Annotated in this window: 18 protein-coding genes, 1 tRNA gene, 1 pseudogene and 1 riboswitch; of the genes and pseudogenes, 4 read left to right on the forward strand and 16 right to left on the reverse strand. The window is 43.2% G+C overall.

Going from position 1 to position 21,918, the window contains the following annotated elements; all coding sequences use genetic code 11:
* Positions 1 to 10: 10 nt before the first annotated feature.
* The 11 genes and pseudogenes from V3595_RS15940 to V3595_RS15990 all read right to left on the reverse strand — a co-directional run bounded on the left by V3595_RS15940 (position 11) and on the right by V3595_RS15990 (position 9,072).
* Complete coding sequence (locus V3595_RS15940; protein ID WP_485908235.1) at positions 11 to 475, reverse strand: bifunctional adenosylcobinamide kinase/adenosylcobinamide-phosphate guanylyltransferase; 465 nt, start codon at positions 473 to 475, stop codon at positions 11 to 13.
* Positions 391 to 1,008, reverse strand: a complete 618-nt coding sequence (locus V3595_RS15945; RefSeq protein ID WP_485908237.1) for a histidine phosphatase family protein — start codon at positions 1,006 to 1,008, stop codon at positions 391 to 393. Before V3595_RS15945 ends, V3595_RS15940 begins: the two co-directional genes overlap by 85 nt.
* Entirely contained in the window at positions 966 to 1,757 is a 792-nt protein-coding gene (gene cobS / locus V3595_RS15950) for an adenosylcobinamide-GDP ribazoletransferase (protein WP_485908239.1), read from the reverse strand. Before cobS ends, V3595_RS15945 begins: the two co-directional genes overlap by 43 nt.
* Positions 1,754 to 2,329: a bifunctional adenosylcobinamide kinase/adenosylcobinamide-phosphate guanylyltransferase gene (locus tag V3595_RS15955; protein ID WP_485908241.1), complete on the reverse strand. Its 576-nt coding sequence runs from the start codon at positions 2,327 to 2,329 to the stop codon at positions 1,754 to 1,756. The genes cobS and V3595_RS15955 overlap by 4 nt, the downstream gene beginning before the upstream one ends.
* Positions 2,302 to 3,375 carry a threonine-phosphate decarboxylase CobD gene (gene cobD, locus V3595_RS15960; RefSeq protein WP_485908243.1) on the reverse strand — a complete coding sequence of 358 codons (1,074 nt, stop codon included), beginning with the start codon at positions 3,373 to 3,375 and terminating at the stop codon, positions 2,302 to 2,304. Before cobD ends, V3595_RS15955 begins: the two co-directional genes overlap by 28 nt.
* On the reverse strand, positions 3,350 to 4,315 hold the full coding sequence (cbiB, locus tag V3595_RS15965; RefSeq protein WP_485908245.1) for an adenosylcobinamide-phosphate synthase CbiB: 966 nt from the start codon (positions 4,313 to 4,315) through the stop codon (positions 3,350 to 3,352). The genes cobD and cbiB overlap by 26 nt, the downstream gene beginning before the upstream one ends.
* The gene (locus V3595_RS15970) at positions 4,312 to 5,784 is read right to left on the reverse strand and encodes a heme ABC transporter ATP-binding protein (protein WP_485908246.1); all 1,473 of its coding nucleotides are present in this window, start codon (positions 5,782 to 5,784) and stop codon (positions 4,312 to 4,314) included. Before V3595_RS15970 ends, cbiB begins: the two co-directional genes overlap by 4 nt.
* Before the next feature lie 6 nt (positions 5,785 to 5,790).
* Positions 5,791 to 6,846 carry a FecCD family ABC transporter permease gene (locus V3595_RS15975; protein ID WP_485908248.1) on the reverse strand — a complete coding sequence of 352 codons (1,056 nt, stop codon included), beginning with the start codon at positions 6,844 to 6,846 and terminating at the stop codon, positions 5,791 to 5,793.
* Positions 6,809 to 7,774: an ABC transporter substrate-binding protein gene (locus V3595_RS15980; protein WP_485908250.1), complete on the reverse strand. Its 966-nt coding sequence runs from the start codon at positions 7,772 to 7,774 to the stop codon at positions 6,809 to 6,811. The genes V3595_RS15975 and V3595_RS15980 overlap by 38 nt, the downstream gene beginning before the upstream one ends.
* A 165-nt stretch (positions 7,775 to 7,939) precedes the next feature.
* Positions 7,940 to 8,114, reverse strand: a riboswitch (cobalamin riboswitch).
* A gap of 86 nt (positions 8,115 to 8,200) precedes the next feature.
* Positions 8,201 to 8,893 (reverse strand): annotated as a pseudogene (locus V3595_RS15985) (polysaccharide deacetylase family protein); the annotation flags it as partial.
* A complete protein-coding gene (locus V3595_RS15990; protein WP_485908252.1) occupies positions 8,875 to 9,072 on the reverse strand; it encodes a hypothetical protein in 198 nt (65 codons plus the stop codon). The gene V3595_RS15990 and the pseudogene V3595_RS15985, both read right to left, overlap by 19 nt.
* A 205-nt stretch (positions 9,073 to 9,277) precedes the next feature.
* Between V3595_RS15990 and V3595_RS15995 the strand changes: the two genes are divergently transcribed.
* Positions 9,278 to 9,351 (forward strand) — tRNA-Arg (locus tag V3595_RS15995).
* A gap of 190 nt (positions 9,352 to 9,541) precedes the next feature.
* Here the strand turns inward: V3595_RS15995 and V3595_RS16000 are convergent.
* Positions 9,542 to 11,530, reverse strand: coding sequence for an acyltransferase family protein (locus V3595_RS16000; protein WP_485908254.1), 1,989 nt, complete (start codon positions 11,528 to 11,530; stop codon positions 9,542 to 9,544).
* A 712-nt stretch (positions 11,531 to 12,242) separates the two neighbouring features.
* Between V3595_RS16000 and V3595_RS16005 the strand changes: the two genes are divergently transcribed.
* The gene (locus tag V3595_RS16005; protein ID WP_485908256.1) at positions 12,243 to 12,389 is read left to right on the forward strand and encodes a hypothetical protein; all 147 of its coding nucleotides are present in this window, start codon (positions 12,243 to 12,245) and stop codon (positions 12,387 to 12,389) included.
* Positions 12,390 to 12,442: 53 nt separating this feature from the next.
* Here V3595_RS16005 and V3595_RS16010 read toward each other — a convergent pair whose 3' ends face one another.
* Positions 12,443 to 14,635, reverse strand: a complete 2,193-nt coding sequence (locus V3595_RS16010) for a DNA topoisomerase III (protein ID WP_485908258.1) — start codon at positions 14,633 to 14,635, stop codon at positions 12,443 to 12,445.
* 232 nt (positions 14,636 to 14,867) lie between these two features.
* On the opposite strand from V3595_RS16010, the gene V3595_RS16015 reads away from it, so the two are divergent.
* Positions 14,868 to 16,418, forward strand: a complete 1,551-nt coding sequence (locus V3595_RS16015) for an ABC-F family ATP-binding cassette domain-containing protein (protein ID WP_034316019.1) — start codon at positions 14,868 to 14,870, stop codon at positions 16,416 to 16,418.
* Positions 16,419 to 16,524: 106 nt separating this feature from the next.
* On the opposite strand, the gene V3595_RS16020 is transcribed toward V3595_RS16015, so the two are convergent.
* Genes V3595_RS16020 through V3595_RS16030 form a run of 3 tightly spaced genes read right to left on the reverse strand, consistent with a single transcriptional unit; the run spans position 16,525 to position 20,271 of the window.
* Complete coding sequence (locus tag V3595_RS16020; protein WP_485908260.1) at positions 16,525 to 17,712, reverse strand: class I SAM-dependent methyltransferase; 1,188 nt, start codon at positions 17,710 to 17,712, stop codon at positions 16,525 to 16,527.
* A 33-nt stretch (positions 17,713 to 17,745) separates the two neighbouring features.
* A complete protein-coding gene (locus V3595_RS16025) occupies positions 17,746 to 18,654 on the reverse strand; it encodes a phosphotransferase (protein WP_485908262.1) in 909 nt (302 codons plus the stop codon).
* Between the two features lie 15 nt (positions 18,655 to 18,669).
* The gene (locus tag V3595_RS16030) at positions 18,670 to 20,271 is read right to left on the reverse strand and encodes a DEAD/DEAH box helicase (protein ID WP_485908264.1); all 1,602 of its coding nucleotides are present in this window, start codon (positions 20,269 to 20,271) and stop codon (positions 18,670 to 18,672) included.
* Positions 20,272 to 20,567: 296 nt separating this feature from the next.
* On the opposite strand from V3595_RS16030, the gene V3595_RS16035 reads away from it, so the two are divergent.
* Positions 20,568 to 21,860 (forward strand): NCS2 family permease, encoded by a 1,293-nt coding sequence (locus V3595_RS16035; protein ID WP_101223911.1) that lies wholly within the window; start codon positions 20,568 to 20,570, stop codon positions 21,858 to 21,860.
* Positions 21,861 to 21,918 lie beyond the last annotated feature (58 nt).

Consider the following 21,918-nt stretch of genomic DNA (forward strand, 5'->3'; position numbering starts at 1 on the left):
ATTACCTCCTCTACTTTATTCGCTGGTCAATGCCATACCAGATGATATCAACGCGCCTTGATATGGATGCTACATCTTGAAAGACCCATCCGCAGGCATCTCGCCATCTGCGATCTCTTGCTTCCATCGGCACTATGCCTTTGGTGATATCTGAACCGATCACAATGCAGTTGCGGTCATCTCTTTCTTTCTCCCATATTCGCCAATCAGCCATGATTTCCTTCCATTTTTTTCGAATCGAATCTGAATCCATCTTTTCTGCATCTTGTTGAATCCATGCATCCAACCCTTGCAATACAACAGTCTTGCCTTGAAAATCAATCATTTCCGGCTGTTCTTTTCGATAACCGGATAGCCAAAGGACATCATTTTCCAAACCATACAATTGCTTTACCCATTTTGTTTTGCCATTATAGGCGCCTCCTGTAACAAAGTGCAGCGTTCTCCCCTCCTTAAGCTGTTCCGGTCTTCCCATATCAGCTCATATCCCCTGCCATGGGAAATCCTCCAATCAAAAAAAGACTTTTCCTGCGGGGCATAGCGGAACAATAAATCACGAATTACCCCTCCATGCGTCATTAGGGCAAATCGGTTCTCCTTACAGGCAATCAATTCGTTCCAGCCCTTATTAACACGCTCGGAAAATGCCGGATAGCTTTCACCCCCAGGCACCAGTGCCTCCATGGGACGTTCCAGCCAATTAAGATATTCTCCATCTGTCTTCAACTCATGATACGTCCGTCCTTCCCAATTGCCGAAGTTCATCTCACGGAACGAAGGGTTTTTGACCGGAACTGCATTTGGAAACAGAAGTCGTGCAGTTTCCACACATCGGGGCAAATCACTGCTGTGAATTTTTTCATACTGTGGGTAAGAACCCCTTAAGTCCAGTATTTCCTTTTTTCCTTCGGTACTTAATGGAGAATCCGTCCAGCCTAAATAGGCCTTTCGCTCATTTGCTACTGTCAGCCCATGGCGAAGTAGTGTAATAGCCACAATATCAGCCATAACCAAAGCTCAACCCCTTCCACGGATGCCCCCAGCACATCCCCCGTTATCCCACCGAACCAACTGACGACTTTACGTTTTATATAAATCAGGAAAATCATTGCAGCCAGGCACATGATGAAAAATAAGGTGACAAGCTTAAAATCGATGATCCAGGCAATCGTCAGACTTACAAGGAGATACAGCCAATAAATGGGCAAACTGCTTTTCGTTCCTGCACTTTGAAAAAAAGCACCGAGCCCCTCTTTTTTAGCCAGCGGCATCCGGATGAGTAAATAACCCATCACACATTTGCTTAAGAGCGGAAGGGCTATGATCAAGAAGTATGTCCATTCATTTACCCTTTCGACAATTTCATAGATAAATAGAAACCGGGCGGCCAATAGGACTATGACGGAGATGACACCGAATGCACCTGTCCTGGAATCCTTCATGATTTCCAAACGCCTATTCTTATCCTGATAGGAAAAAAAAGCATCACTTGCATCGATCCAGCCATCAAGATGCAAACCACCCGTTAATGCCATCGTCAAAAACCAAAGGAAAAAGGCAATCGCAAGCGATGACAATGGGGTCCATTCCACTAGTGCATACAAAACGCCGCCCAATATCAAGCCTAGCAAAAGACCTACTAATGGAAAGGTTTGAATGGCACGGTGAATATATTTCTTCTCCATCGGAAGCTGCTTCTTTATTGGAAAGACCGTAAAGAACTGCAGGTTAATTAAAAATCCGATCACTCCGCTCATTCCTGCATGCACCCTTTCTTCCGCAATGGAATTCCCGCTTCGACAAGATAGGCTTCATCGGCCAGCCCGACGATCGTTTGATGAAGCAGGCCCAGTGTTTTTCCGTATATATGGAGGAAATCATCCTGGAAAATCGGTTCCTGCACCAATTCATTGCTCACGACTATTAAACAGCTGGATTGTTTTCTTATCTCATTGATCCCGGTTATTATTTTTGAAAAAACGCTATTTAAGAATTCTTCTTCAAGCGGAATGCCAGGGCCAAATAGCTCGTTATCAAGCAAAGTTGTCAGACAATCGAGCAGAATTATGGAATCATGATCAATGTCCGCACCTATTCTTGTAATATCCGTTGCGTATTCAGAGGTCTTCCAAGCAATCGGGCTGCTTTCTCTATCTTTCCGATGCCTAAGGATGCGTTCACCCATTTCAGCATCACTGACACGGCCGCAGGCGAGGTAATGCAAGTTCCCATTCGTTTGGAGCGCAAACTCCAGTGCTTTTCTTTCTGCGAAGCTGCTTTTTCCTGAACGGACACCCCCGGTTATAAAACAGAGCCTTGCTTTCTCCACTGTCTTACCCCCTCCATCAGTGCTTCGTTATCATGTTCACTCTTCACTGCAAACCGAAGCCACTCTCCGTCCAAACCCGGAAAATTATAGGTATGGCGCGGTACGATTCCTTTTTTCAGCAAAAAGGGGAAAAGGGATAGAGATTCATCCTTCACCAAATAAAAATTAACTGTGCTAGCGGAGACATTCAACCCTTGCTCCTCATAAAACCGGAATAGTTTTTGCTTTTGCAATGCAATATAGTCTCTTGTTTTTCTCATATAGGCTTCTTCCGCAAGACAGATTTTCCCCACTTCAAGCGCCACGTGGTTGACGCTCCAATGCGGCTTATAGTTTCTTACCCGTTTTATGATGTCAGGTGCCGCAAGCAAGTAGCCTAGTCTCAAACCCGGGATTGCAAAGATTTTAGTCATTGATCTTAGAATAAGTAAATGTGGAAATGCATTGATTAAAGAAGCATAACTAAAGGCATCTTCCGTAAAATCATAAAAAGCCTCATCCAAGACCACCAGGCAATCCGCTTTTTGGCATTCCATGATCAATTCCCTGACTGCATCCCGATTAAATGAAACACCCGTCGGATTATTAGGCGTACATAAGAAAATTGCATCATATTCGGGTAATTGGGGAATCAATCGCTCCAAGTCCAATTGCCACTCAGGAGCATCAAGCTGGTGAAAATCGACCTTACATCCTGCTGCCAAACAAGCTTCAGCATATTCCGCAAATGCCGGCTGAATGATCAGCACCCTTTGATTGGCTAATCCGTTCGCTACCAGCATGATTATTTCAGCACCACCGTTCCCCACCAAAACGGATTGCTCAGGAAGAGCTTCTTTTTTTACAATGGATTTTGTCAGTTCAATGGCATGCGGATCTGGATACTGAAGGATTCCTTCGAAAAACCCAGCCCACTGTTCCTTTATGCGTAAAGGCGGACCCAATGGGTTGATGTTAGCACTGAAGTCGAGAACCGCTTCAGGCATCTCGATTTTCAGCGCTTCATAAAGATAATGAGGATTAGAGCCATGAGAAGGTAATGTCAAGAATAAGCCCCCCTAGCCATAGCATCAGCAGAAATAGAAAAGATGACCGATGCATGATGGTAATCGTTTTTGGTATATGTTTAGCTTCCAATCGAACAAGCGGAACTCCCATCCTCGCACGGTCGGAAACAATTCCTTTGTACATATTACGGCCTCCAAGCTGTATTCCCAAAATCGCAGCAACGCCTGCTTCACACCACCCGCTATTCGGGCTTGGATGTTTTTTTGCGTCATTAAATAATATCTTCCATCTAGCACCAAATCCATGATAGCGGGACTTTGAGCTCAGTAACATCAGGTAACCGGTGAGGCGGCTGGGAATCCAGTTCACGATATCATCGAGCTTGGCTGAAGCCCAGCCGAATTGCCCATATTTATCATTTTTGTACCCTACCATGGAATCGCATGTATTAATTGCCCTGTACACCATAGCGAGCGGCGCACCGCCAATAGCTGCCCAAAACATTGGGGCTGTAATCCCATCACTGGTATTTTCCGCTACAGTTTCCACGGTGCCCCTGACGATTTCGGATTCATCAAGATCCGCCGTATCACGGCCCACGATATAGGAAAGCTTTAGCCTCGCTTCAGGAAAATCGCGTTCATTAAGCGGAAGGCAAACATCCATCCCAGCTTGCTTCAAGCCCTTCTGAGCTATCGTAGTAGAAATGACAGCAGCTTCCCAAAGGATACCTGCAAGCGGATGGATTAGATAAGCCAAATAGACGGTAAGACCCGTAATCAATAACACCGCCGATAAGACGATGATCAACATGAAGAGTCCATTCCGTTTCTTATATGCCCCTCTATTGAATGCCAGATCCAGCTTGCTTATCATCGTTCCTATCCATTTGACTGGATGCGGCCAATTTGGCGGATCACCGATTAATAGATCAAGGAAAAATGCCAGCGTAACCGCAAAAAGATGATGATAGATCATAAATCCTCAATCCGTTTCCGATTTTTCTTTAATGCTTCCACTGTACAATCATATACACCGCGACTGATCAGCTTCCCTAACGGAGTGATGGTGCCTGCATATTGAAGCTTTGCCCCTCTTTGAGCAGCCGCAATCAAAATGCTGTCAGTCGATGTTCCTGTTGCACATGTATTTGTCACCTTATCCAGTACATGCAAATCATGAAGCGCTTTTACTTTTGCCTCGGTAGCAGTAACTATGCTGTGGATGAAAGCCTCTTCTGCCAAATGTCCATTTACGAATATCCATGTATTTATCGTTCCCGGAGCGGAACTCCAAGAATGCCGGTCAGCTAAAGAAGCGTCGATGGCATTTCCTACACCAGCCGTCACGATAATGAAAACAGAGAAATCTTCAGCTCTTAAAAGCTTGAAAGCAACCGTATCGAGAAAGACAGCTGTCATCATCCCTACCGTCTCCTGAGGTTCAAAACCATGAGTTTTTAAATACTCGGCCATTTCAACATGATGATCCTCGCAGTCATAGCCATGATGTACGTGCCTATTCACAAAATATTTATGCCAGCCCGTCCCCGAACCAGTCACTCCGGAAGACATCGTTCTAAGCGGGATCGGAGAATCCAATTGAATCATCTCAGGTCCGACTGTCAGATAAGATTCATCAATTTCCAATGAAATAGTATCATGGCCATGCTTTTCCGGAACGATGAACATCTGCGGTTTCGGAAGGGCGGGATGTGGATGTTTTTCGATCGTCGTATGATATACACCCTGAATCCGTTCCTGTTGGAGCACTTCATTCGGCACATCAACAACCTGAATTTTCCCCTTCTCAAGCAACATCAGCCGATCACAATATAACCCAGCCAAATTCAGGTCATGGAAAATTGAAATAACGGTCAAATTCTGCTCTTTTGCCATTTTCCTCATTAAATCAAGAAGGTCTTTTTGATAGGAAAGATCCAAGTGATTCGTAGGTTCATCCAAAAAAAGGATTTCAGGCTCTTGGGCAAGTGCCTGTGCCAGCAGGACCCGCTGCCTCTCCCCTCCTGATAATCGTTCAAAATGCAGATCCTGAAAATCGGCTACGCCCGTTTGTTCCATAACCCGTTGGACAATCGCTTCATCTTCTGCGGACCAACTATGGAACCAACCTGATTGATGGGCATATCGCCCAAGTGAGACCGTCTCTTTTACTGTATAGGAGAAAGCTAATGAGGAATGTTGAGGGAGCACAGCAATGACCTGTGCAAGTTGTTTTGACGAATAATCCTTCAAATCCCTACCTCTTATCCGTACGCTTCCGCCCTTATAATCGAGTACCCCGCTAAGCATACCTAAAAGCGTCGTTTTTCCGCTGCCATTAGGACCAAGAATCCCGAATAATTCTCCTTTATGTACATCAAAAGAGACAGAGTCCAAAACAGCTTTGTTGTCATATCCCCCTGTTAACCCTTTAACTTCAAGCATCCGTTTTTACCCTTCTCTCCGTCTCTTTAATAAAATCAGCGCAAATGCAGGTGCCCCGATAAGTGAGGTGATCACCCCGATCGGCAGTTCCGATGGGGCAATGACCGTCCGTGCTACAAAGTCAGCCAAAATTAGAAATCCGCTTCCTATCAACAATGACAGCGGAAGCAAATGTTTATGGTCAGGTCCCCATATCTTTCGGACAAAATGAGGAATGACCAATCCTACAAAGCCAATCGCCCCTGAAACGGCAACCGCTGCCCCTGTCAATGTCGAACCGGCTATCAAGATCCACATTTTCCGCCGCTTAACATTCACACCTAAGTGTTTTGCCCGGTCTTCCCCGAAAGTCATCGCATTCAATTCGCTTGTATTCATGATCAAGATAAACGAACCAATGATAAAAAACGGCAAAATGATTGCAATATAATTCCATCCGCGCATTGAAACGCTTCCCATCAGCCAGCCGATGATTTGTCTTAATTCATCACCCGTCAGCGCAATCATCAATGAAATGAATGCACTTAAAAACGAGCTGAAAATGATTCCTGTTAAAATGATCGTTTCCACTTTCATCGATCGATCCATTTTTTTTGCAAAAATTAATACGCAGAGCATCGTGAGCACTGAGCATAAGATGCTCAGTGCCGGAAGAGTGTATAAACCGATGAACGGCAGTGATATATTCAAGAATATTGTCAATACGGCGCCGACCGATGCTCCTGATGAAATACCTAATGTGTAAGGATCAGCGAGCGGGTTCCGGAGCAGCCCCTGAAATGCCGCACCCGCAATCGCAAGCGATGCCCCGACCAAACCCGCAAGCAACACACGCGGCAAGCGGATGTTCATCACGATATTCGTCAGCATCACATCCGGATCAGCAGAAATCGGCAAATGAAAGATCTCCTTGCCGATTATTTGTAAAAGTACGGGAATCGGTACTGACACCGAACCAAAGGAAATGCCTATCGTCATTGCGAATAACAAAATTAACAACGCAATCAAATAAGGAAACGTCCATTTAGTTGTTAAATTGGTTCGGATAGACTGATTTGGCAAGTTCCTCTACTCCCTCTATCAAGCGTGGACCGGAACGGGTCACCAAGTCAGAATGGACATCAAAGACTTGGCCATTCTTAACAGCATTTACGTCTTGCCATCCTTTTCGGCCCTTCACTTCACTTACTGAATCTTTCGTATAATAACCATAAGTTGTAATGATGACATCAGGATTTGCAGCAATCATCGACTCTTCATCAATTTTTGCCCAACCGTCCAAATCAGCAGCAGCATTGTCCGCTGAAATAATATTAAGCATCTCATTCATGAAAGTATTTTTTCCCGGTGTGTATATTTCCGGTGAAGGCGAAACTTCCACTAAAACTGTCTTCCTATCCTCTTCCTTTACGGATTTGGCTTTTTCCTCGATATCCTTGAGCTTCGTTTTCATATCCGCAACGATTTCGTCTGCCTTGTCATGTTCACCCGTTGCCTGTCCAATCATTTCAATAGACTCATAGACTTGGTCAAAGCTTTGTGCATCATTGACTACGAGGACATCTATTCCAGCATCCTTAAGCTGCTGTAAACCCTCATTTGAATTATGGGCACTTGATGCATGGGCAAGAACAAGGTCAGGCTTCATGGAGACAATCAGCTCCGTGTTCATTTCCATTCCGCCAACTTTTTCAATTTCTTTCGTTTCTTCCGGGTAATTATCATTATCGGAAACACCAATGACCTTTTTACCCAAACCAAGTGCAAAGACCACTTCCGTATTACTTGGTATTAACGAAACGATTTTCTTCGGTTTTTGTTCTATCGTTACTTTTTCCCCAGTTGCATCTTTAATCGTAATCGGGAAAGCTTCGTGTTGAGCATGGTTCGTTTGCTGCTTTTCTTTTCCTTCATCAGTAGTGTCACTGCAGCCGACCATCATGCCTGCAACAAGCAACATCAACAGTATCAGACCAAAAATTTTCTTCATTTTCATTCCCCACAATCTTTTTATTTAATTTCTTTCCACCTAATAATCTCGGAAGATGCCCCCAAAACAAAAAGCACCTCCCGTTAAACGGAAGGTGCTTGTATGGCAACAATATCATTACGGACTTCTTATGGTCTGCCACACACCTTCCCATCCGCGTAGGTTACAGGTGTACGAATTTTGGCAGGTCTCCTGGCTCATGGTCATCGTCAACGGCACCTTCCCATATCTCATACAGTGGTACACAGCCGTCAGCTCCCATATACAGTGGCGGGACCGCGCTGGCATTTCACCAGCTTCCCTTTTAAGTCATTACGACACCAAATCGTTCATATGTATATAATTTTCACTGCCTTCATTATACACCATGTAAGAATCGAATATTATATGATTTTTCTGAACAGGTTCGAAATGACCCTTCCACATTCAATGATTTGAAGCATTTTCAATCAGTGACGCAAACCCATCGTCTGATAACCCGGGTGAAATCCGAACTCGATGCATGGCATGCATCCCTTGTTCCCTTGAAGCTCCCCCAGGTTTGGTAGTGACTGCCATCTTGTATCCGGCTTCTTCTGACAGCCTGAGAGTCTCTTCGTTATACCGGCCAACCGGGTAGGAAAGCACTGTCGTGTCCTGGTCGAGAATACGGTCGAATAGCTTCTTCGACTGGACCATTTCAGCTTCTTGCTGCTCTGCCGTCATGCGGTTCAGTTCCAAATGGTTGATAGTATGGCTTTCGATCGAAATCCCATTCCTGCTCATCTCCATCATTTGATTTTCAGTCAGGTGATGACCTTTATCGATGGACTTCCCGATCATGAAAACAGTTGCTTTCATATCATTTTCTTTTAATATCGGGAAAGCCTCCGTGAAGTTATCTGTATAGCCATCATCAAAAGTAAGCCAGACGCACTTCTCACTTGGCATCCGATTCTCGGTTAAAACGAGGAATGCTTCTTCAGGAGATAATGTATAGTAGCCATTCTCCCGAAGCCAAGCCATCTGTGACCGGAATTCCTCCCTTGGAACCCGAAGGCGATTACCTTCAGAAATGCTGTGATACATCAAGATTGGAAGCTGGACGGCGGACTCGGCCGTTATCCAGTCTCCCGTTTCGATCTGGCCCTCCAATTCCTGCCCTGCCCCTTCTCCGCCGCTTCGACCACTTCAATGTCATCTTCCGCAATCGGTGCAGCCGTCTTTGTGCCTATACCTTCTAAAATCCCTTTTGAGCATCCAGGTAAAATCAAAATCCCCAGCAATGCAAACATCCATAAAACTCTATATTTTCCCACTATCATTCTCCTGATTTTTTATAGTAAAATAGTATCAGAAAACCAGTGATTAATAAAGTATTCCATTAAATGAAAAAAAGGGAAAGACGAGTGCTTAGTGACCTGTTAAGCATTTATGAGGATTTTTTTTCATAAGTATGTGCTAATAGCTTGAAAAGTTTGCCTATAAGAAATATAATAAATAAGTCGTCGAATTTTTTTATATGTCCCAGTAGCTCAGCAGGATAGAGCGACAGCCTCCTAAGCTGTAGGTCGTAGGTTCGATTCCTATCTGGGACGCTAATTAAAAAACCCTGTTACAATGCGGTTCTTCCGCGTAGTAACAGGGTTTTTTCTGTGATTTATGGGGCGGTTAGACAAAGCTAATCACAAGTTCATATAAAAAAATCCGAGCCCTGTAAAACACAGAACTCAGATTTTTTATATCAAGATAACCAATAGGCCCAAACAAAATTCCCTTTAGCTATACTTACTTTCTATCTAAGCCTATCTCGTTGATTTTTTCTTCAAAAATAGGTCCAAAACTTTCAGAATAAGTATTCGTTAAATGTCTATTGTCCCGGTAAATTATAACATTGCCAATAATGGGCTGAAATTTACCGTTCACTTTAAAGTAATTTGTTAAGTCAATTTTATGCAATGATTTATTCTCTTTTTCAAATTGTCTCCAAAAGCTTTCGTCTTTCTGATTATCTACTGAATTCATTTTTTTTGTAGTTTCTTCTAGCCCATCTGTTTCTAATGATTCCAGTACATTAAAACTATATCTTGGATCATCACGAACCGCTAACACTTCAATACCATATTCATCTTTAACATACTGCAGCTGATCAACCATCTGTTGTTGTATTTTATTATTAGGCGTATCAGAAGCTGTGGCGTGAGAAATGACAAGATCTACATCTGCATCCTTTAGATAATCGAGAACATTATTGACCCAGATACCTTTCAAATCATCTTCGGCATAACCTGTTGAAAAACGTGTACCTGAACGGGTCATATTCAATACACGATAATTGTCATCTTTTGTTGCTTTTAATATGGCACCTAACCAATGCTCTGAATGGGAACTGCCGATCAGGGCAATTGTAGCATCGTAATTTTCAGTTTCGCCATATTCCCCAATTTTCAAGTCACTTTCCTTCAACCCTTGGTTACTGCCGTCCAAATGCGCTTGTGGTAAATCATCAAAGACTTCAGAATATGATGGAATTGGTTCTTGATCAGGTATATCGTCAGGGTTTTTTACAGCTAACGCTCCTGGATAATTTTTATCGTTTATATTATTTTCCAGCTTATTTTGATCTATATATACTCCTATTAAAAGAGAGGCAATCAAGAGTACATTCACACTGCCCATTATCCCGAGTCTCTTGAAAGAAAATTTATTGTCCTTTGAGCTTCGGATTGGTTCTTCTATATATCGAGTCATTAAAAAAGAAAGGGCAATTGATGAAATGATAATAAGAGTTCCGACGATGAATCCTGGAGTTTCTTGGACATTATAACGATAGAACTCCAATAATACCCAATGCCACAAGTAGATTCCAAAAGCGATTCCACCTAGCTTCACCATTACGGGTGAACCTAAAAAGCGTTTGACACCATATTTTGTATCGCGTGTACCAGACAAAACAATGAATAATGCGCAGGTCATTGGCCATAAGGCAATATACCCCGGAAACATTTCAGATACATTGAAAACTATTCCCGTTAAAATTAAACCGATTAATCCAAGCCACCCTATCACTGTTGCTATATATTTATTTACCTTAATTGATGATAAATTGATACAGAGCAAACTGCCTAAAGCAAATTCCCACACACGTGTCATCGTTATGAAATAAGCCCATGGCTGATTGACAGAGGTTAAATATATGGAATATATAAAAGAAGAAACAAATAATATTCCTAAAATCGTATTAATTAATGTTTTAACTTTAGTTAATTTATATTTTTTTATTAAAAATAAAATCAAAGTGAATAATAAAAACCAAATTATATAAAATTGTCCTTGTATAGACAAAGCCCAAAAGTGTTCAACAGGTGTTTTCATTTGACTGGAATCTAAATAATCCGTGCTCGAAAAAGCCAGTTGCCAGTTTTGATAGAAAAACATGGAGGCAAATACTTCATGTATAGTTTTATCTAAAATTGATTTAGGTAATAAAAACCAACTTAAAACCAGAACAATTGCAAGAATAAAAAATACAGAAGGAAGTAATCTTTTCATTAATTTTGTGACATATGGCCGAAATCGAAATTCCCCTGTTCGATTAATTGTGGAAACAATTGAAGTAGTAATAAGAAAACCTGAAATTACAAAGAATACATCAACCCCGCCTGAAACACGATTAAGCCATATATGATAAACCGCCACCAGCAGTGCGGCAACAACGCGTAACCCTTCGATTTCGGGTCTAAACTTACTCTCAGTATTAATTAATTTTTGATTCATTTGATTCTATCTCCTACCTTTTGTCATGCATACAATTTAAAATTATATCACTTTACAATAATGATTTGTCAACATAGTAGAAAAGGTTCTTTAATTTTCACAAGTACGGATTTTTTTCCAACTTTTCAACCAAGGCCCCTTACAGAAAATGTACGTTGCCTGGGTACGAAGCCTACAGCTGAGAGTTACTTGATGGAAAAACGTCATGGGGCATTTTGAATATTTGGAAGCTGACGCAAACTCGGCATGTTACAACTTGTTATTTCAGAAACACAATCATTTTTTAGGATATAATCATGTTTTTTTAAAAATATATGTTTTAACCTGTCCTATCCGGGTATATGAATTACTGTAAGACATTCTCACCAAAGGAGATGATAGTGCATGATGAGTACAATCAGAAGCCAATGGAACAAAGAGAATGACGCAGCGGTGTTTAGTCCCGGTGATCAGCGTTAGAGTCAATTGAAGAGTTGGATGATAATCAAATATGGGAATTACTAGTCTTCTCATCCAAAGGAGGAGGATACGATCATGAGTATTTACAGCCTATGGAATCCAGAGAATGATGAAGCAATTTTCAGTCCGGGTGATCAGAAGCCATTCAGTACGCTCATACGAGTAGATTCGGATAAACACACACACTGACAAAACACTTGAATATGATTCACATGGCACCGTACTGAATGAAACTTAACAGATGCAGCGATATATGGAAAGGGATGGAGCGAGCGCTCCATCCCTTTCTGCCGTATTTTTCTTTTATACCAATTTCGCCACTTCAGCAAGCGGCAACCTTATGGTCAGGAAAGACGGGTCTGCCGGCAAGGAACTGCCCAGACCTGTTCCATGCATATAACCCTAAAAAAGAGCCCTTTCACCATGGAGCTAAAGGTGAAGGACTCTTTTCTTTTATTTATCGAATTTCAGTTTTGCCAAGGCATCTGCCAATGCAGTATTGATCGGCTCTTCTTTATTTTGCTTTTTCATATAATTGGATACTTCATTTTTGGATACTTTTTGATTTTTATTTTGCCCTCTTCGTTTATTGTAAGAAGAAAGTTTTTCGTGGAAACCGCATTTACAGGTGAATGTCTGTGCTTCTCCTTGACCGCGCATTTCCATCTTTTTATGACATTGCGGGCATCTGGCATTTGTTACACGTGAAACACTTTTTTTGTGGCCGCATTCACGATCTTGGCAGACCAGCATTTTTCCCTTTTTACTATTCACTTCTAGCATCAGCTTGCCGCAATCAGGACATTTCGTTCCTGACACGTTATCATGCTTGAATTTTTGGTCACTATTTTTGATTTCAAGGACGATATTTTTGGCATAAGCGCGCATATCGCCGATAAAGGCCTGCTTTGGCAGCTTCCCTTTTGCTATCGCAGTTAACTTTTGCTCCCATTGGGCTGTCAAAGCAGGAGATCGCAAGTCTTCAGGTGCCAGTTGAAGAAGTTGTTTTCCTTTCGAGGTAACATGAAGGCCCTTTCCTCTCTTCTCGATCAGGAAGCTATTGAACAGTTTTTCAATAACATCCGCACGTGTTGCAACAGTTCCAATCCCGCCAGTTTCACCAAGAGTCTTGATGAGCTCTTTGCTTTCCCCTGCCATGAAACGAGCAGGATTCTCCATTGCCGAAAGAAGCGACCCTTCATTGAATGGTTCCGGCGGTTTCGTTTCACCCTCTGTTTGTTTCACAGTCGAAATGGTTAAACTGTCACCTTTTTGAACGTTCGGAAGCAGTTGCTCAGCAAGGCCATCCTTAGCTTCTTCCTCATCGAATTGGTGATCATAGACTTCCTTCCATCCCGATTTCAGGACGACCTTCCCTTTTGCCATGAACGTTTCCTGCCCCATTTTTGCGGTGATGGTCGTTTGTTCATATTCAAAAGGCGGCATCAATACAGCAAGGAACCTTTTAACGACCAAATCATAGATTTTCGATTCTTTGTCGCTCAGTTTTCCCGGCAGTGGCGTTTGCTCAGTGGGGATGATTGCATGGTGATCGGAAACCTTGCTATCGTCCACGAACGATTTATTGGTTTTAATCGGGCTGCGCAGGATCCTTGATGCATACTGGGCATATGGTTTAATGCTTACAGCCTGTAATCTTTCTTTTAGCGTATCAACCAAATCCGTTGATAAAAAGCGTGAATCCGTCCTTGGATAAGTCAAGACCTTATGGCTTTCATATAAGCGCTGCATGATCGATAACGTCTCTTTCGCCGAATAGCTGAATTTCTTATTGGCGTCCCGTTGAAGTTCTGTTAGATCATATAAAGAAGGGGCAAAATTTTTCTTATGTGCCTTGTTCACTTCAACCACTTCTGCACTTTTCCCCTTAACGGCTGCAAGAACCTTTTCTGCCTTGGTTTTATCGAATGTGCGGATATCTTTTGATTGGGCATCTTGCCAGATCAGGCGCAAATTGGATTCTGCAATTGCCGAAACGCCATAAAATTTCTTGGGCTGGAACTGTTTTATTTCTTCTTCTTTTTTTGCAATCATCGCAAGTGTCGGCGTTTGGACCCTCCCGCAGGATAATTGGGCATTGTGCTTCGTTGTTAGGGCACGTGTCGCGTTCATCCCAACGATCCAGTCCGCTTCCGCCCTTGCTACAGCAGAGGCAAATAGGTTTTCATACTCCTTGCCATCCTTCAGATTTCTGAATCCATCTTTGATCGCTTTATCCGTTACAGAGGAAATCCAAAGCCGCTTGACCGGCTTCTTCACATTCGCTTTTTCGAGAATCCAGCGTGCAACAAGTTCCCCTTCACGTCCTGCATCCGTTGCAATGATGACATCCTTGACATCATTGCGATTCAATTGTGTTTTAACCGATTGAAATTGTTTTCCTGATTGCTTGATCACGACCAATTTCAAAGCAGGCGGCAGCATGGGCAGGTCCTCAAGGCGCCACGTTTTATATTTTTCATCATAAGATTCAGGATCTGCATGGGTGACCAAATGCCCCAGTGCCCAAGTGACGATATACTGATCGCCTTCGAAAAAGCCATTACCCTTTTTCCCGCAATTCAGCACTTTTGCTATATCTCTGCCGACCGAAGGTTTCTCGGCCAGTACGACTGTTTTACTCATAATAACATCCTTTCGCTTTTAAACTGGTTCCTCCATTATCTCATATAATATAAGACAGGGCGATAATGTACGGCATGGCATTGGATCCATTGGTTCACAATAAGGATTTCCCTTCGAGGGGCTCCCCGTACCCACATATATGTAAATTAATAGATTAGATAGCAATCCCGTGCAGATTTTAGTATGATGAAACTTAGGGATTTTTTCAAATTAATTGGGAGGTTCAATATAAATGAGCTTACTTTCTATAGATAAATTAGCACACAGCTTTGGCGACCGTACCTTATTCAAGGATGTTTCCTTCCGCCTGATGGCCGGCGAACATGTTGGTCTGGTCGGGGCAAATGGTGTCGGGAAATCAACGATGATGAATATCATTACAGGGCAACTTATCCATGATGATGGCCGGGTCGAATGGACACCTGGTGTCGAATATGGCTATCTTGATCAACATACGATACTTTCAAAAGGTAAATCGATTCGCGACGTCTTAAGGGATGCATACTTACCTTTATTCGAGCAGGAAAAAGCACTGAATGAAGTTACAGAGAAAATGGGTACTGCCACTCCGGAGGAACTTGAAGAACTCTTGGAACAAATGGGTGAAATCCAGGACAAGCTGGAAGCCGGCGGTTTTTACAATCTGGATATTAAAATTGAAGAAGCGGCACGCGGTTTAGGGTTGGATGCAATCGGTTTGGACCGTGATGTCTCTGCCCTGAGCGGCGGACAACGGACAAAGGTTTTACTAGCCAAGCTACTTTTGGAACAGCCTGAAGTACTGCTACTTGATGAACCGACGAACTACTTGGATGTAGAGCATATCCGCTGGCTGAGCAGCTACTTAAAGGAATATCCTAATGCATTTCTATTGATTTCGCATGACACTGAGTTCATGAACGGCGTCGTCGACGTAATCTTCCATCTTGAATTTTCTAAACTGACCCGTTACACGGCAACTTATGAAAAATTCCTTGAGCTGGCTGAGTTGAATAAAAACCAACATATTAACGCATATGAAAAACAGCGCGAATTCATTAAAAAGCAGGAAGATTTCATTGCGAAAAATAAAGCACGCTATTCAACGACCGGCCGGGCAAAGAGCCGTCAAAAGCAATTGAATCGAATGGAGCGTATCGATCGTCCCGAAACTGCAATGAAACCTACCTTTGACTTTAAAGAGTCACGTGCGAGCAGCCGTTATGTCTTTGAAGGTGAAGATCTGGAAATCGGATATGACCGCCCATTGCTTCCGAAGTTATCCATGACCATCGAGCGGGGAGAAAAAATTGCCGTGGTCGGCTGTAACGGAGTTGGTAAATCCACTCTATTAAAAACGATTTTGGGTAAAATCGATCCTCTAGGCGGTAAAAGGTCACTTGGCGATTTCCTTTTTTCTTCTTATTTTGAACAAGAAGTGAAAGCAGGCGATACGACGCCGATCGATGAAGTATGGAATGCATTTCCGCATCTGGATCAACCGCAGGTACGTGCAATTCTTGCCCGTGTCGGTTTGAAAAACGAGCACATTACACGTCCGATGAGCCATCTAAGCGGTGGAGAACAAGCTAAAGTGCGCCTTTGTAAACTCATGCTTACCGAAAGCAATTGGCTGTTATTCGATGAACCGACGAACCATTTGGATGTAGTCGCAAAAGAAGAACTGAAACGTGCATTGAAAGAGTATAAAGGAACGATTGTCCTCGTATGCCATGAACCTGATTTCTATGAAGATTGGGTAACCAAAGTATGGGATGTAGAGGAATGGTCGGCACAAAATTAATTTTTTCGGGGATGTCGCGGAACGCGGCATCCCCTTTATTATGGAATAAATAAAAAGCTGACTGAAAGGGCTCCTTCAGTCAGCTTTCATTTCCTCATCATGCAGCTTAAACACGTTCCGCCACCAAGGTATATGTTTTTGGAAGCCCAATATCATGGATTTTATGATTCGGTTCTTCCTCGAGTACTTTAATAACCAGCCCTGATTGACCTATTGACGTTATAAGTTCCCCGATTGTCCATTTACGCTGTACAACTCTTGAAAGGCTCCCTTTTTCCTCATCAGGCATATGCTTCGAAAAAGCGACCTCATTGTTTTCGATTGCCGGAGCGAAATAGTTGCCTGTGACTTTGTGTTTTTTACCATTTGAAGTAATGAGCTTTGTTGAAATCGGGTGAAATTCATGCAGTACGAATCGGCCTCCAGGTTTCAGCATCATTTTAATTTTTTCAAATAACGGCTGCAGGTCTATTAAGTAGTGAAGCACACCGAGCTCCATTAAAACCAAATCCTGATTCCCTGATACATGCTCGGATGATAGTGAAAGGACATCCGAAACGATATACTCGATGGAGGCATTGGCACCACTTGCCAGCTCATTTGCAAACATTGCATTTTCCTGGGAAAAATCAACAACTTTCACTTCAGCTCCCAACATGGCAAGGGCAACTGCTTTGACACCGTTCGATCCCATTAAATGAGTGATTTTTTTGCCGGATATATCCCCCATATACTTATAAAAAGGGTGCAGTCTCCATTTTGGGTTTTGCTTGATTTTTGAAGCCAATTCCACGGGATTTCCATAACGATTGACAAGCGCTAAATAATTATTCTGGTTCCACGCCTGTTCATTTTCCGCTGTGAACCCCTTCTGCTCGGCTGATAAGTAAGCATGAATCTCGGCACTGTACTTTCTCATTTCTTCTTCGTATAAATAACTGTATAACGACCTGCACCAAACCTCCATATTCCCCATCTTTATGGACAAACGATAAGGGTCCGTTTTAATGGTCGTGTTAAACCGGCAGCGAACAGTGACAGAAACCCCCTCGACATCCATTAGAAAGAATGCAGTCTCAGGACTTCTTTCAGGCTTTGTTGGGGAGTATTCGGAAAAAAGATCCAAAGCCTCATTAAAGACATCCCATTGTACATCCAGATCGATTTTCTTATATTCATCGATATCCACTCCTTGTACGAACAGAGCAGATCGACCTGTGTATTGGTATGGAATATTAGCTTGATTCAACATGTTCGCCATTAAGGTGATTGTATGATAATAACTTGCCTTCATATGTACCTCCTAAACATCAAAAGAGCATGACGATTATTCTTCTATAGCAAATTTCAAACCGGTACTCGTAACGGCAATCAGCTCTTCATCGTGGCGGTCTATGCCATAAACGAGTAATGTAACAAGCATATATATGGCTCTGAACCGGGCTAAGCTCTCTGTTTCCTTTTCGATTTCACCATAGATTTCGAAAAAAGCTCTGCGTGCCTCTTTTGGGAAATAACTGTATAAAAAGGAGAAATCAATGGCTGGATTCCCGATATGAACATCTCCCCAATCAATGATACCTGCGAGAACGCCTTCGTCATCAAGTAAAACATTCCGGATATGAATGTCTCCGTGAACGAGTGAAATCGGATGCTGAACATCCAATTCGCCTAAGGATTCAATAAAATCCTTAACCGCCTGTGCCTGTTCAAAGTATCCTAGCTTTAATAGATTCGAGACATTTTCCATAAGTGATTTCTTTCGATAGGATACATCAAGCCTCATCATCCCATCAGGCTGCACACCCAAACGCATAGCCCTTTCCGCAGGGAAACTGTGAAGAACCTTCAAAAAACGGGCAAACCTTTTTGCCGATTCGACTTTATTTGCCTCTGATTCTTCTACAGGCAAGTGTCCTTTTACCATTTTATAACCGGTAAAAGGATATGGATACAGGGTACTTGGTTTCCCAAAAAAGATCGGTTCAGGGATAGCTAGCGGAAAAGTGCCTGCAATGGATGGCAAAAGCTTATTTTCCACTTGAATCAACGTAACTGCAATAGGGCGGCGGGGGAAACGGAATACAAATTGCCCATTGATTTGTATCACCGTGTTATCGAAACCCTCCCCTAGTTGCTTGATCTCTTTCAACTCAATTTCCGGAAACTGCAGTTTGATCAATTTCCCTGCAAGCTCCAGCGAAACTGGATATTCTGCCAACCAAGGCTTTTCCACTCCCGTCTCCCCCTTTTACCGGTTTCTCCCTCTATTAGAAAAGCTTCCAGATCCACCCCTGCGATTACTTGCCCCTTGTGTACTAGGAGATCTACGGCTGTCTCTTTGATCTCCTCGCGGATTGTCACGCTTTGGCCCACGGCTTTCTTCCGAGCGGCCACCCCGCGGATTCTCTCGCCTTGGTCCGCGGCCGTTTTCCGAACGCCCTCCCCGTGAATCGTCACGTATAGGTCCACGACCGTTTTCCGAACGGCTTCCCCGTGAATCGTCACGTTTGAGTCCGCGGCTGTTTTCCATCCGGCCTCCACGTGGTTTCTCCCTCTCGACTTCACGATTGTCCGCTTGATTTACAGAACGGTGACTGCCTCGATTCGGTCCTCTCGTATCTATCCGTTCCCGATGTTTCCTTCCCCCTCCCGAACGCGGGCGGCGGGTACCCTCATCGGAAGAGTCATCATGACGCTTCCTTTTTTGCCTCACCTCATCGGGTTGGAACATTTTCACTCCTTCAATCGTCCTTCTTTCGATTTTCATGGATATCCCTTTTTCAATATCGCTTAAAAGCTGAAGATCCTTCGTTGCTATGAAGGTTACAGCCAAGCCATTCTCTCCCGCTCGGCCAGTCCGGCCAATTCGGTGGATGTAACTTTCTGCATCCTCGGGAACATCATAATTAAACACATGGGTCACGCCTTCTACATCGAGCCCTCGTGCAGCAACGTCCGTTGCCACTAAATATTGAAGCTTTGCGTCTCTGAAGTTTTTCATCACACGTTCCCGCTTTGCTTGTGAAAGGTCACCATGAAGCTCTTCAGAATTGAATCCAGCTGCCTTCAGGGCATCATTCAAAACCGAAACACGCCGTTTTGTACGGCAAAATATGATCGCAAGGTATGGCTGTTCTTCTTTGATCATGTTGATTAATGAAGACTGTTTGGCACGATCGGTCGTCTCGATGACAAGCTGCCTGATTTTCTCGACCGTTACTTGCTCAGCCTTCACAGCGGCAGTTAATGGCTTAGTCATGTAGCGTTTTGCCAATTGATGCACCTGTTCAGGCATCGTCGCTGAAAAGAGCAGCGTTTGGCGCTCCTCTGGAAGCTGTCCCATGATCTCTTCCACTTCTGGTAAAAACCCAATATGAAGCATTTGATCAGCCTCATCAAGCACAAGTGTTCCAGTTTGTGAGAGATCGATGGTGCCTCTTCGTAAATGATCTAATAACCTGCCTGGCGTGGCGACCACCACGGAGATGTTTCTTGTCAGCTTTTTCATTTGCTGCTCGACATCTTGTCCGCCATAAACTGCAAGCACTTGAAGTCCTTCGATTTCATCAGCGAATTTTTTCAATTCTGCAGTGATTTGCAAAGCCAATTCCCTGGTTGGCGTGACGATCAATGATTGTATGTGGGATGCGGCGGGATCGACTTTTTCCAGGATTGGCAGCAAAAATGCCAAAGTCTTCCCCGTTCCCGTCTGCGCCTTCGCGATGACATCCCTTCCAGCAAGGATATCTGGTATCGATTTCTCCTGAATCGGGGTAGGGGCGGATATTCCTATTTGCTTTAATATCTTATTAATCGCCGGGCTGACGCCAAGGTCGATGAATTCTGTCATGTATGGGCCTACTTTCTGAATTTCTTCATTTAATTGACTGATAAATCCACTTTAATGGTAACAGCTTCGTTCACTTCATGTCATTATCCTTAGTCTAAGCTATTTGTTAGTATATCATTATCTATTTTCGAGAAAACCTGTACCTTAAAATTTTTCATGCTATTGTACTTTAGTTATTTTTCTAATATAATTTATAAGATTTATTATCATCGAGCTACTTACTTGAAAAAGGGTAAGCATCTCCTCCTTGTAGATTTTTTGCAAGGATTTTTTGTATAGAAAAAAGGAGTGACCGCATGTTTAAATTAAAAGAACGGAATTCAAATATTAAGACGGAAGTACTTGCGGGGCTTACAACCTTTTTAACACTGGCTTATATCATCGTTGTAAACCCAATGATCCTTTCTGATGCCGGTGTTCCATTCGACCAGGCATTCACAGCAACCATAATCGCAATAATAGTCGGTACCCTATGCATGGCCCTTTTAGCCAATTACCCAATTGTCATAGCACCGGCAATGGGATTGAATGCTTATTTTGCATACTCAGTATTGGGAACCCATGATATCTCATACACAGTTGCTTTCTCTGCAGTCTTTGTTACGGGCATCATCTTTATCCTTTTATCTCTAACCTCTTTCCGCTCAAAATTGATCGAAGCCATACCAAATAACTTGAAGCATGCAATCAGTGCCGGAATCGGGCTTTTCATTACCTTCATCGGGCTTCGTTTGTCAGGTGTCGTAACACAGCATGAATCCAACCTGGTTACCCTTGGAAGCTTCAGGGATCCAAGTGTGGCACTTACATTGGTTGGTCTGGTCATAACGATCGTGCTGATCGTTCGTAATGTACAGGGAGCGATATTCATCGGAATGATCGTGACAGCCATAATCGCTTTTTTTACAGGCCAATTGGAAATTAACGGCCTGGTTTCCACCCCTTCCTTACCTGAAGGAATAATAGTCGCCAATCCAATAACATCTATCGCCGATGTCATTAACTATGGGCTTTATGGCGTCGTCTTCTCCATTTTGCTTGTAATGCTATTTGATACGACCGGTGCTTTATTGGGCATTGTCCGTCAAGCTGGATTGCTGAAGGAGAATAAGCTTGAAAAATCCGGCAGTGCCTTCTTTGCAGATTCCGTCGGCACTACTGTCGGCGCCATGTTCGGTACAAGCCCGACCGCTGCCTCGGTTGAATCATCAGCTGGTGTTGGAGCCGGGGGCAAGACAGGTTTAACCGCTTTGGTAGTGGCCATCCTATTCTTAATAACCGCCTTCTTCAGCCCGCTGATAGGAGCTGTCTCAAATGTAGCGGCAATCACGGCACCTAGCTTGATCATCGTGGGAAGTATGATGATTAAGAGCATTAATGAAATTGACTGGACACACTTTGATGAATCATTCCCAGCCTTTTTGGTCATTGTCGCCATGCCTTTAACATCAAGCATCGCCAACGGGATAGCACTCGGATTCATCGCCTACCCCATTTTAAAAATGGCAAGAGGCAAATTCCGTGAAGTGCATCCGTTCGTGTACATGTTTGCTGCTCTATTTCTTTATCAACTGATTTTCCTGGCTTGATCATCTCATGAAGGGCACCATGGGATAATAAAAAGGAGTGTTCAATTAGGCTAATTGA

Origin of the sequence: Bacillus sp. CFBP9009, assembly GCF_036541465.1 — a bacterium.
Taxonomy (GTDB): domain Bacteria; phylum Bacillota; class Bacilli; order Bacillales; family DSM-1321; genus Peribacillus.

Bases quoted from the DNA above. Each gene is read 5' to 3' on its own strand.
- V3595_RS16030 (WP_485908264.1), bottom strand. From the start codon at position 20,271: ATGACAGAATTCATCGACCTTGGCGTCAGCCCGGCGATTAATAAGATA.
- cobS (WP_485908239.1), bottom strand. From the start codon at position 1,757: ATGAGCGGAGTGATCGGATTTTTAATTAACCTGCAGTTCTTTACGGTC.
- V3595_RS15940 (WP_485908235.1), bottom strand. From the start codon at position 475: ATGGGAAGACCGGAACAGCTTAAGGAGGGGAGAACGCTGCACTTTGTT.
- V3595_RS16015 (WP_034316019.1), top strand. From the start codon at position 14,868: ATGAGCTTACTTTCTATAGATAAATTAGCACACAGCTTTGGCGACCGT.
- V3595_RS16005 (WP_485908256.1), top strand. From the start codon at position 12,243: ATGGAAAGGGATGGAGCGAGCGCTCCATCCCTTTCTGCCGTATTTTTC.
- V3595_RS15980 (WP_485908250.1), bottom strand. From the start codon at position 7,774: ATGAAGAAAATTTTTGGTCTGATACTGTTGATGTTGCTTGTTGCAGGC.
- V3595_RS15970 (WP_485908246.1), bottom strand. From the start codon at position 5,784: ATGCTTGAAGTTAAAGGGTTAACAGGGGGATATGACAACAAAGCTGTT.
- V3595_RS16035 (WP_101223911.1), top strand. From the start codon at position 20,568: ATGTTTAAATTAAAAGAACGGAATTCAAATATTAAGACGGAAGTACTT.
- V3595_RS16000 (WP_485908254.1), bottom strand. From the start codon at position 11,530: ATGAATCAAAAATTAATTAATACTGAGAGTAAGTTTAGACCCGAAATC.
- V3595_RS15945 (WP_485908237.1), bottom strand. From the start codon at position 1,008: ATGGCTGATATTGTGGCTATTACACTACTTCGCCATGGGCTGACAGTA.
- cbiB (WP_485908245.1), bottom strand. From the start codon at position 4,315: ATGATCTATCATCATCTTTTTGCGGTTACGCTGGCATTTTTCCTTGAT.
- V3595_RS16010 (WP_485908258.1), bottom strand. From the start codon at position 14,635: ATGAGTAAAACAGTCGTACTGGCCGAGAAACCTTCGGTCGGCAGAGAT.
- V3595_RS16020 (WP_485908260.1), bottom strand. From the start codon at position 17,712: ATGAAGGCAAGTTATTATCATACAATCACCTTAATGGCGAACATGTTG.